Source organism: Nevskia sp. (genome assembly GCF_023266035.1).
GTDB lineage: Bacteria > Pseudomonadota > Gammaproteobacteria > Nevskiales > Nevskiaceae > Nevskia.
The window spans coordinates 1-9,347 of the sequence record NZ_JAHFRY010000160.1 but is presented as its reverse complement, the minus strand read 5'-3'; the positions used below and the strand labels follow the sequence as shown (position 1 = coordinate 9,347).

At 63.7% G+C, this 9,347-nt stretch carries 11 protein-coding genes and 1 pseudogene; 4 read left to right on the top strand and 8 right to left on the bottom strand.

Features of this window, described 5'->3' with window-relative positions; all coding sequences use genetic code 11:
• A partial coding sequence (locus Q0D45_RS19160) for an enoyl-CoA hydratase/isomerase family protein (protein ID WP_293396750.1) occupies positions 1-509 on the bottom strand: 509 nt, incomplete at its 3' end.
• On the opposite strand from Q0D45_RS19160, the gene Q0D45_RS19155 reads away from it, so the two are divergent.
• A complete protein-coding gene (locus Q0D45_RS19155; protein WP_293396748.1) occupies positions 508-1,458 on the top strand; it encodes a hypothetical protein in 951 nt (316 codons plus the stop codon). The two genes, Q0D45_RS19160 and Q0D45_RS19155, sit on opposite strands and share 2 nt — an antisense overlap.
• Positions 1,459-1,511: 53 nt before the next feature.
• On the opposite strand, the gene Q0D45_RS19150 is transcribed toward Q0D45_RS19155, so the two are convergent.
• The 5 genes from Q0D45_RS19150 to Q0D45_RS19130 all read right to left on the bottom strand — a co-directional run bounded on the left by Q0D45_RS19150 (position 1,512) and on the right by Q0D45_RS19130 (position 5,529).
• On the bottom strand, positions 1,512-2,444 hold the full coding sequence (locus Q0D45_RS19150; RefSeq protein WP_293396746.1) for a 3-oxoacyl-ACP synthase III family protein: 933 nt from the start codon (positions 2,442-2,444) through the stop codon (positions 1,512-1,514).
• Positions 2,445-2,519: 75 nt separating this feature from the next.
• Positions 2,520-3,698 (bottom strand): acyl-CoA dehydrogenase family protein, encoded by a 1,179-nt coding sequence (locus tag Q0D45_RS19145; RefSeq protein WP_293396743.1) that lies wholly within the window; start codon positions 3,696-3,698, stop codon positions 2,520-2,522.
• Positions 3,695-4,189 (bottom strand): MaoC/PaaZ C-terminal domain-containing protein, encoded by a 495-nt coding sequence (locus Q0D45_RS19140; RefSeq protein WP_293396740.1) that lies wholly within the window; start codon positions 4,187-4,189, stop codon positions 3,695-3,697. Before Q0D45_RS19140 ends, Q0D45_RS19145 begins: the two co-directional genes overlap by 4 nt.
• A complete protein-coding gene (locus tag Q0D45_RS19135; protein WP_293396737.1) occupies positions 4,186-4,725 on the bottom strand; it encodes a MaoC family dehydratase N-terminal domain-containing protein in 540 nt (179 codons plus the stop codon). The genes Q0D45_RS19140 and Q0D45_RS19135 overlap by 4 nt, the downstream gene beginning before the upstream one ends.
• Before the next feature lie 9 nt (positions 4,726-4,734).
• Positions 4,735-5,529 carry an SDR family NAD(P)-dependent oxidoreductase gene (locus tag Q0D45_RS19130; RefSeq protein ID WP_293396734.1) on the bottom strand — a complete coding sequence of 265 codons (795 nt, stop codon included), beginning with the start codon at positions 5,527-5,529 and terminating at the stop codon, positions 4,735-4,737.
• A gap of 244 nt (positions 5,530-5,773) precedes the next feature.
• On the opposite strand from Q0D45_RS19130, the gene Q0D45_RS19125 reads away from it, so the two are divergent.
• The 3 genes from Q0D45_RS19125 (at position 5,774) to Q0D45_RS19115 (ending at position 8,318) form a co-directional block, all read left to right on the top strand.
• Positions 5,774-6,415, top strand: a complete 642-nt coding sequence (locus Q0D45_RS19125) for a TetR/AcrR family transcriptional regulator (RefSeq protein ID WP_293396731.1) — start codon at positions 5,774-5,776, stop codon at positions 6,413-6,415.
• Between the two features lie 106 nt (positions 6,416-6,521).
• Entirely contained in the window at positions 6,522-7,268 is a 747-nt protein-coding gene (locus Q0D45_RS19120; protein WP_293396728.1) for an electron transfer flavoprotein subunit beta/FixA family protein, read from the top strand.
• A 114-nt stretch (positions 7,269-7,382) separates the two neighbouring features.
• Entirely contained in the window at positions 7,383-8,318 is a 936-nt protein-coding gene (locus Q0D45_RS19115) for an FAD-binding protein (protein WP_293396725.1), read from the top strand.
• Between the two features lie 121 nt (positions 8,319-8,439).
• Here the strand turns inward: Q0D45_RS19115 and Q0D45_RS19110 are convergent.
• Positions 8,440-8,727: pseudogene (locus Q0D45_RS19110) on the bottom strand (Tn3 family transposase); the annotation flags it as partial.
• 175 nt (positions 8,728-8,902) lie between these two features.
• A partial coding sequence (locus tag Q0D45_RS19105) for an AraC family transcriptional regulator (protein WP_293396722.1) occupies positions 8,903-9,347 on the bottom strand: 445 nt, incomplete at its 5' end.

The window sequence follows — 9,347 nt, the reverse complement described above, 5'->3', positions numbered from 1 at the left end:
GCCGGGATCATGTCGCCGGTCAGGACGGTCTCCATGAGCAGCGCCTGCGGCAGCATCCACAGCAGCGGAACGGCCCAGGGGGAACCGCGACCCACCTTCACCTCGGTGATTCCACCGCGCGTGCCGGCAAGGCCCACGCGGATGTCGCAGTTGAGCGAGAGCATCATGCCGCCGGCCGGGAAGTGACCGTTGATCGCCGCGATCAGCGGCTTGCTCACCATGCGCAGGCCATCGTTGCGCAGGTCGGCGAAGAACTCGAGGATGTCCTTGCCGGTTTCCTTTTTCAGGCGTGCGGCTTCCTGGAGGTCCATGCCGGCACAGAAGGTGCCGCAATAGGTGCCGGTGATCACGGCCACGCGCACGTCCGGGTCGGCGTCGATGCGCTTCCAGGTGTCGGCCAGCAGGTGGGTGAGATTGGGCGTGAGCGCATTGCGACGCTCCGGCCGGTTGAGCGTCACCAGCGCGATGCCATCGTCTACGCTGTAGAGAAGTTCGTTCTGCTCGGCCATGCTTGTCATCTCCTTCAGTGACTCATCAAGCCCGCGCTACGTGCACGCGAACATAAAAAACAAAACGGTGGCGGGATCGCGCGCGCTGCGCGCCTACTGGATCGTGATGGGACTGCTGGTTGTGGCCGCGGCCGTCACCTTCGCGAGCCTGCTGCATTGGGGACAGGCGATCGAAGCTGCCGACGCAAACTACGACGGTGCAGGTGTCGAGGCCGACAGCGTCTGCCCATCGGGCGCACGACCTGGCGAGGCCGGGCGCTACGCGCTGAAATCGCGGGACGGCGTGCCGTACACCGTGGTCACGCCTGCCAACTACCGGCCACAACACGCGCATCCGTTGCTGATGGTGTACGCACCGGCCGGATTCGGCGCGGGGCTCTCGGAGCGCTTTGCAGGTCTCACGCACGAGGCGACCGGTGCGGGCTACGTACTCGCCTTCGTCAGCAGCGGGCCGCCGCTGACCCCGGAAACCGTCAAGCGCCTGACGGCCATTCCAGCAGAAGCCGCGGCTCGGTGGTGCATCGCACCTGGCCGCATCTATGCCACCGGGCACTCGGATGGCGGCACGGTGTCGCTGGCTCTTGCGGCGCTGGACGGACATCGAGGCACGGTGGATGCCATCGCCGTCAGCGGTGCCGGCTGGCAGGCCACGGACTTCATCGGCATGAAGTGTCCGCCCCCGCTGCCGGTCATGATTCTGCACGGCGCGGACGACTCCCACTTCCCTGGTTTCGGCCGGGATGCGGCGCGCTGGTGGTCGTCTTGCAACGCCTGCGGCGGCGAGCGTACGGTGGATTCCGAGGGTTGCCGAAGCTACACCGGCTGTGCGGCGGAAACGGTCTACTGTGAAACGCCGCGCAGTCACTGGCGCTGGGCAGGAGAGCCGCATCAGGTGCTGGATTTTCTGGGCAGACAGCCCTCCAAAGCGCAGGCACCGCAGCCGGGCTGAGCGCGTGACGGTCATGCGCGCACGACCGTCACGCGCGTGAATCATGGCAGACGCTAGGCGCATTTCGCGCGACTCAGCACAGTGGATGCCCAGGACAGGCCAACCCCGAAGCCCGAGATCGCCACATGGTGATCGGTTGCCTGAATGTGATCGGCCAGCACGATGGGAATGGAGGAACTCACGGTGTTGCCGTAGTCCTGGATGTGGAAGCCGGTGCGATCCCGCATTCCCAGCGCGCTGCCGATGTTCTCGACCACGACACGACTGCCTTGATGCAGCACCACGCGATCAATGTGGTCCGGCGTCAGGCTATTGAGCGCCATCGCGCGACGCAGGCTGTCCGGCACGACGCTCATGGAGAACTGCAGCACCGCGCGCCCGTCCATGTGGAGGCGCTTGTCACTGCCCCGTACCGCCAGTGAGCCCGCGCCGCTGCCGTCGGTGCCGAAGTCGAAACGACCGATCCGCCACTGTGGCCGGTCGCTGAGCAGCGTTGCGGCTGCGCCGTCGCCGAACAGCAGTGCCGTGCGCTTGTCGTCCGGGTCGATCACCTTGGAGTAGGGATCGGCCGTGATCAGCAGGCCATGCCGCAGGCCATTGGCCTCCATGAAGCTGCGGATGACGGACAGACCGTAGACATACCCGGAGCATCCAAGACCCATGTCGAATGAAGCGCAGCTCCGCGGCAGCCCGAGTTTGGCGTGCACGATAGCCGAGGTCTGTGGCAGCCCTTGCCCGTCCGGGTTCTGCGTTACCACCACCAGGCAATCCACGGCCTCAGGCGCGACCAACTTCCTTTCAAACAGCTTGAGCGCCGCAGCGACCGCGAGATCGGATGTGTCCTGGTGCGCAGCCTTGCGCGAGATGCTCCTGACGCCGATGCGCCGCTCCAAGGTTTCCGCAACGACGCCGAGCGCCTCCGCGCGCGCCGCAGTGGCTATGCGCTGCGGCGGCAACTCGTAGGTGATCGCCGTGATCCCGATCATGCGTCGTCGCCGAGGGCGCGACGCGCGCGACATTCCCATCGGCGCCGACTGCTCACAGGTTCCACCGGTTCGCGTTCAGTAGCTTTTCGGCAAGCCCAGCACGTGCTCGCCGATGTAGTTGAGCAGCATCTCGTTGTTGATCGGCGCGATCTCCATCAGCCGCACCATCGGCCACAGGGTCACGATGTCGTAGTCGCGGTCGAAGGCATAGCCGCCGTGGGTCTGGATGGCCGCTTCCACGGCCGATACCGCGGCGCGCGAGGCGAGCAGCTTGGCCATGTTGGCGTGCGCGCCGGCGTCTTCACCGGCATCGAAGCGCTCGGCCGCGCTGTAGGTCATCAGGCGTGCGGCTTCGAGTTCGGCCTTGGCCAGCGCCATGCGGTGCTGCAGCGCCTGGTAGGAGCCGATGGGTTTGCCGAAGGGTTTGCGGTCCAGCGAATAGGCCACCGCCTTCTTGAGCGCGTATTCGCCGATGCCGAGCGCGGCCGCGGCGGCCAGCAGCCGCTCGGAGTTCAGCCCTTCGAACATCAGCTTGGCGCCCTTGCCGGCCTCGCCGATCAATGCGTCCGCCGGCATGCGCACGTTGTCGAAGAACACCATGTACTGGCGCTCGGCGGTTTCGACCTGGATGTTGAGCGTCTGCAGCGTGATGCCCGGCGTCTTCATGTCGAGCACGAACAGCGACATCCCCTCGGTGCGGTGCTTGACCTCGTTGGCTTTCTGCGTACGCGCGATCACCAGCATGATGTCTGCGTCGCGGGCACCGGAGATGAAGACCTTCTGGCCGTTGAGCACCCACTCATCGCCATCGCGGGTGGCGAAGCTGGTCATGTTGAAACTGTTGGTGCCTGCATTGGGTTCGGTGATCGCGAAGCAGAGCTTCACCGAGCCATCGCAGGTGGGGGTGACGAACTTGGCAATCTGCTCTGGCGTGCCGTGGCGCACGATGGGCACGCGGCCCAGGCCGGTCACGACCAGGAACAGCGTGGGTACGCCACCGAGGGCAAGTGCTTCGGCCAGTGCGACGATCTCTACCACGCCGCCGCCGCTGCCACCGAACTTTTCAGGGACCGACAGGCCCAACAGGCCGTAATCGCCCATCGCTTTCCACATTTCCTCGGGGAAGCAATCCTTGTCGATGCATTCACGAATGTAGGAACGCGGGTACTGCTCGGAGATTCCGCGCGTGGCTTCCTGCACCTGACGGATGCGGACGCTGAGCGGTTCGACGGGGGCGGGATTCAGATCGTTCATGGCGCAGGTCCAGATGAGGTGTTATTCGGGGGGGACAGGCGTTCGCCGGGTTTCAGGGGGAGCCGGACGGTCGCAGATGCAGGCACGCAGAGCCCGCGCGCGGTGTTGATGCGGATGTCGAGGTCGATCAGCCCGCACCCGGCGTCGTCGCGGTGACAGCGCAGTACCTCACCCTCCGCGCGCATCGTGTCGCCCGGGTGCACGCTGGCGATCATCCGCATGCGCCGCCGTTTGATGAAGGTCGAAGGACCGCCCCAGTCGGTGAGCAGCCGGTCGATAAAGCCGTGAAAGAAAATCGTGCTGACATAGATGTCCGGCTGCCCCTGCGCGCGTGCGTACTCGGGGTTGTGGTGGCCAGGGAAATAGTCCCAGGTGGACGCGGCGTTGAGGATGATGCGTGCATATTCGACTGCCAGTCCGATGGGCGGCAGAACGTCGCCGACCTTGACCTCGGACCAGAGTCGCTGCGGGTAGATCGCGGTGGCGCTCATGCCGGGGCTGCCTCGTAGCGGTACAGCACGTTGGTGAGCCGCGCGACCAGCCGCCCCTGCGCGTCGAGCAGGTTCATGCAGGTGGTGACGAAGTGGCCGCAGCCGAGGCGCGTGGTTTTTTCCGGGCCGATGTGGACGATCTCTTCGTACACGCTGAAGTGGTCGCCCCAGAGGATGGGCCGCAGGAACTCGCAGTCGGTGTCCACATTGATGAACGTCTGTCCCGGCAGCGGCACTTCCACCGCCAGCGAGGGCGGAGACGACGACCCGCCGCCGGGCTTCCACGGCAGCGGCATGATCAGGCTCATGGTCAGGCCGCTAGGCGCCAGCGGCGCGCCGAACTGTGCGGTGGCCCATTGCCGATCCCAGTACGCGGGATTGCTGTCTTCGGACAGGGCCGCAAACAACTTGCAGCGGGACTCGTCCACCGCCACATCGGTCTGGCGCGTCTTGCTGCGGCGACCGATCCACTCACGCGCCTGTTCGTAGCTGCCCAGAGCCGTCCCGACGGCACTGCGCTCCGTTGCCGATGTCATGAGCGGACGTCAGCCGATCATGCTGTAGCCGCCGGAGACTGACAGTACCTGTCCGGTGACGTGTCCGGCGGCGACCGGCGAGGACAGAAAGACCACGGAATTGGCGATGTCGCGCGGGCGTCCCACTTTCTTCAGCGGCAGCGAGGCGGCGACTTTTTCGAGTTGATCGGGCGTGAAAAGCGGCTTGACCCACATGCTGGTGCCGCCGACTTCGTCTTCGGTTTCCGGAATCGTGACGCCGGGGCAGACGCAGTTGCAGCGAATCCCGTAGCGGCCGTTTTCCTTGGCGATGGTCTTCATGAAACTGTTGACGGCCGCTTTCATGCCGCCATAGACCGCTTCTTTCGGCTCGCCCTGGCGACTGGCGTCGGAGCTGATCGAGACGATGCTGCCGCCGGCCTGCGCCGGAATCATTTTCTCCAACGCGGCGCGCGTGCAGTTGAGCACGCCGTAGAAATTGATGCGGATGATCTTTTCCCAGAACTCGGGTGTGGTCTGCATGAAGAACATGAGCTGGTCCCAGCCCACGTTGTTCACCAGCGCGTCGAGCGAGCCGTAACGTGTCACCGCTGCGTCCATCAGGGCTTGGGCCTGATCGAGCTGGGTCACGTCGGTTCGTATCACCTGCACGTCGGCTGCGCCGGCTTTGAGCGCAAGTTCGGCGACCTTGGCCGCCTGACCCTCATCGATGTCGCCGACGGTGATGCGTGCGCCTTCGGCCGCGAAACCGAGCACGATGGCGCGGCCGATATTGGAACCGCCGCCGGTGATGACGACCGATTTGTTCTTGAGTCCGAGATCCACGGGTTTCTCCGGGTTTGCTGTTGTGAACGCGCGGCGCTGGCAGCCTCGAGCGAGGCGGCGAACTGAGGGTGCAACACTATCGTAAAATTCTACCGAATGATAGTTAGATGTTAACTGTTTCCGAGGTAAGATTGTGTGCCCATTGATGCTCCCGCCCCAGATGGTGCCGCTCCGCTCCGGGGCGAAACGGCCATCAGCTTGGCTGGCATGGCAATAATTGGCACCTCAACCGTGGACTGAAAGAATGGCAATGCTCAAGCGGAAGGCGGGCGGCGTGAGGGCAGGCAAGGAAGCCCCTGCGGATCTGACACGCGGGTACATCCTGAAAGCAGCGGCGAAGCTGTTCCGGAACCAGGGATATGTGGCAACAACCCTGCGCCAGATCGCTGAGTCTGCGGGAATCCAGGCCGGCAGCGTGTACTACCACTTCCGCTCCAAGGACGAGATCCTGCTGGAGATTCTCGACACCGGGATGGACGAAGTCCAGAAGTCGGTTGAGAACCGGCTGGCGGCGCTGCCAAGGGACGCGAGCTCCAGGCAGAAGATCGCGGCGGCTATCGAAGGTCACCTGGCCGGGTTGCTTCTGCATGGCGACTTCACCTCGGCGAGCATCCGGACCTATGGGCAGCTACCGGCAAACCTGAAGCGTTCCAACCAGGAGCGCCGCAGAACTTACAGTGCGTTCTGGGACGATCTCCTGACCCAAGCCAGTGAGCGCGGCGAAATGAGGCCGGGGCTGGATCTGCATGTTGCGCGCCTGGTCGTTCTAGGGGCAGTCAACTGGACGGTGGAGTGGTATGACCCCCGGAAAGGCCCGGTGCAGCAGGTCGCCAAACAGATCGCCTCCCTAATTTCGGATGGTGTCTTTCTGCATGAGAGAGGTTGAGGGATTCGCAGGTTGGCACCCCGAAGGCCAGCGATGCGAACTATGATTGACTTAGGCATTCAGTCGATGAGCCGATTTTGTTCTAACAAACGCTAGAGAGAAAATGATGAAAGTTTTGGTCAGCGTCAAGCGGTCGGTGGACTACAACGTCCGGATCCAGGTCAAGCCCGATGGTTCGGGTGTTGTCACCGAGGGCGTAAAGCACTCGATGAACCCTTTTGACGAAATCGCGATGGAAGAAGCGGTGCGTCTGAAGGAGAAAGGCAATGTCACCGAAATCATCGCCGTGACGGTGGGCGGTGCGAAGAACGAAGAGACGCTGCGCTCCGCGCTGGCCTTCGGTGCCGACCGTGCCGTGCATGTGAAGGAAGAGGGTGAAATCCAGCCGCTGAACGCCGCCAAGGCGCTCGCCGCAGTGTTCCGGAAGGAAGGCGCGCAACTCTTCATCGCCGGCAAACAGGCGATCGACGACGACGCCAGCCAGACCGGCCAGATGATCGCGTCCCTGCTTGATCTGCCGCAGGCGACGTTCGCCTCCAAGGTCGAAATCGACGGCAACAAGGCCATCGTGACGCGCGAAATCGACGCCGGCCTCGAGACTCTGGAAATCGATCTGCCCGCCGTCATCACCGCCGATCTTCGCCTCAACGAGCCGCGCTATCTGAAGTTGCCGGACATCATGAAGGCGAAGAAGAAGCCGGTGGATGTGCAGAGCTTCGCCTCGCTCGACGTCACGCCGGGTGCGGGTCTCAAGATCACCAAGACCGCGGCGCCGCCGAAGCGCTCCAAGGGCATCGTGGTCAAGACCGTCGATGAACTCGTCGCCGCGCTGAAAGCCAAGGGCCTCGTCTAAATCATTTCGTAGGGCGGAAAAGGCGCGGCTTCTCGCGCCGCATCCCGCCTTGACGCGACATGGCGGGATGCGCGGCAAAAAGCGCCGCTATCCCGCCCTACAACGGAAAATCACATGTCCAAGACTCTCGTCATTGCAGAACACGCCGACGGCAAGCTGTCCGCCGCCATTTCCAAGACCGTTGCCGCCGCCAGCCAGATCGGTGGTGAAGTGCACGTCGCCGTCTTCGCTGTCGACGGTGCAGCCGTCGCTGCTCAGGCCGCGCAGATTGCCGGCGTCACCAAGGTACTCACGGTCAACAATGCTGCGAACAACCACGCCCTGGCCGCGACCCTGGCGCCGCAGGTCGTGGAACTCGCCAAGGGCTACAGCCATGTGCTGTTCCCCGGAACCACGTTTGGCAAGGACCTCGCCCCGCGCGTGGCTGCCAAGCTCGACGTGCAGCAGATCAGCGACATCATGCACGTGCATTCGGCGACCTCGTTCGATCGCCCGATCTACGCTGGCAACGCGATCTGCACCGTCGAGGCCCCGGCGTCGCAGCTGGTAATCGGCACCGTGCGTCTCGCTTCGTTCCAGGCGGCTGCGGGCGGCAACAGCGCGCCGGTGGAAGCCGCAAGCGTGACCGCCTCGCTGCCAACGCACACGCGCTTCGTCTCGCTGGCCGCGCAGAAGTCCGAGCGCCCGGAACTGCAGTCCGCGAACCGCGTCGTGTCGGGTGGTCGTGCGCTCGCGAGCAGCGAGAATTTCAAGATCATCTACGACCTCGCCGACAAGCTGAAGGCCGGCGTTGGCGCCTCGCGCGCCGCGGTGGACTCGGGCTACGTGCCGAACGACATGCAGGTGGGCCAGACCGGCAAGATCATCGCGCCGGAGCTGTATATCGCCATCGGCATCTCGGGTGCGATCCAGCATCTGGCCGGCATCAAGGACGCGCGGACCATCGTCGCCATCAACAAGGATTCCGAGGCGCCGATCTTCGAGGTCGCTGACTTCGGCATCGTGGGCGATCTGTTCACGCTCGTCCCGGAGCTAACCGGCAAGGTGTAACGAAAAGGCCCTGCGACGCGGGGGCGTCGAAGGGCCTGGATGAGGCCTGGGATCAGTAGCTGAATTGGTGCGGGGCCAGACACACCCATCGGACGCGTCCGGGAAAGCAGGTGAAGCTCACATTGACCAGCTCGGCCAAGGCTACCGAACAGGTTTCGTCCCGGATTTGCCAAGCCTGCAACCAAGACAATTTGGCGTAGGTCGTGCCGGGACATGACTCCGCGATCTTGGTCAAACCGAGGTTGATCGCATCGGCCAGGACGGTGGTCAGCAGCGTCGTGTCCTTGGACGGGGCACCGGTCTTGAGATGCGTCAAGTGCCGAGTGAAGTCCTTCCACCGGTCGACTTCCAGCAGCACCTCCGTGATCTTGACATGCGGCATCAGCATCGCGGTCCGGTCGATCAGCGCCGGCCAGGATCTTGCGGACATTGTCGGCGTTCATGCTGCGGAGCACGCCGATGGCGTCGAGCACGCACTTCGCGGCCGGGGGGGCAACTTTCAGTCGGCGGCAACAACAGGGCCACGCTCCGACGATCGGCCGATGACCCGGCGAGGACGATGGACCAGACGATGACCTTGCTCGCTAACCGGCACTTCGCCGGTGCTGCTGAGGGGGTTGACCGAACCAGCGCTTGAAGGCGCGCCTGAAACTCGCGGAATCGTGATAGTTCAACAGCGCCGCGATGGCCTCGATGGGCAACTGGCAATCAGACAAATAGCAGGCCGCCTGCTGGGACAGAATCTCGTCGCGAATTTGCCGAAAACCGCTATTTTCTATTTTGAGCTTGCGTGCCAAGGTGCGTTTGGTCATGAACAGAGAAGCCGCCGCCTCGTCTTCGCTGAGCGTTCCGGGGGGATGGGACAACATCATCGTCTTGAGCCGGGTCCGATAATCCGGCTCGTGCGTCTTAAGGATTCTCTGATTAACCCCGTTCTGCTGCGATAAAATTCGGGTATCGGAAACAGCAAGGTGACTCAACGCCATGAAGCAGATATCGCTAGCCTCGACGGGGTTTGAGAAGTTCAGC

Coding starts and splice junctions, on each gene's coding strand:
- Q0D45_RS19155 (WP_293396748.1), top strand. CDS start 508: ATGCTTGTCATCTCCTTCAGTGACTCATCAAGCCCGCGCTACGTGCAC.
- Q0D45_RS19150 (WP_293396746.1), bottom strand. CDS start 2,444: ATGATCGGGATCACGGCGATCACCTACGAGTTGCCGCCGCAGCGCATA.
- Q0D45_RS19145 (WP_293396743.1), bottom strand. CDS start 3,698: ATGAACGATCTGAATCCCGCCCCCGTCGAACCGCTCAGCGTCCGCATC.
- Q0D45_RS19140 (WP_293396740.1), bottom strand. CDS start 4,189: ATGAGCGCCACCGCGATCTACCCGCAGCGACTCTGGTCCGAGGTCAAG.
- Q0D45_RS19135 (WP_293396737.1), bottom strand. CDS start 4,725: ATGACATCGGCAACGGAGCGCAGTGCCGTCGGGACGGCTCTGGGCAGC.
- Q0D45_RS19125 (WP_293396731.1), top strand. CDS start 5,774: ATGGCAATGCTCAAGCGGAAGGCGGGCGGCGTGAGGGCAGGCAAGGAA.
- Q0D45_RS19120 (WP_293396728.1), top strand. CDS start 6,522: ATGAAAGTTTTGGTCAGCGTCAAGCGGTCGGTGGACTACAACGTCCGG.
- Q0D45_RS19115 (WP_293396725.1), top strand. CDS start 7,383: ATGTCCAAGACTCTCGTCATTGCAGAACACGCCGACGGCAAGCTGTCC.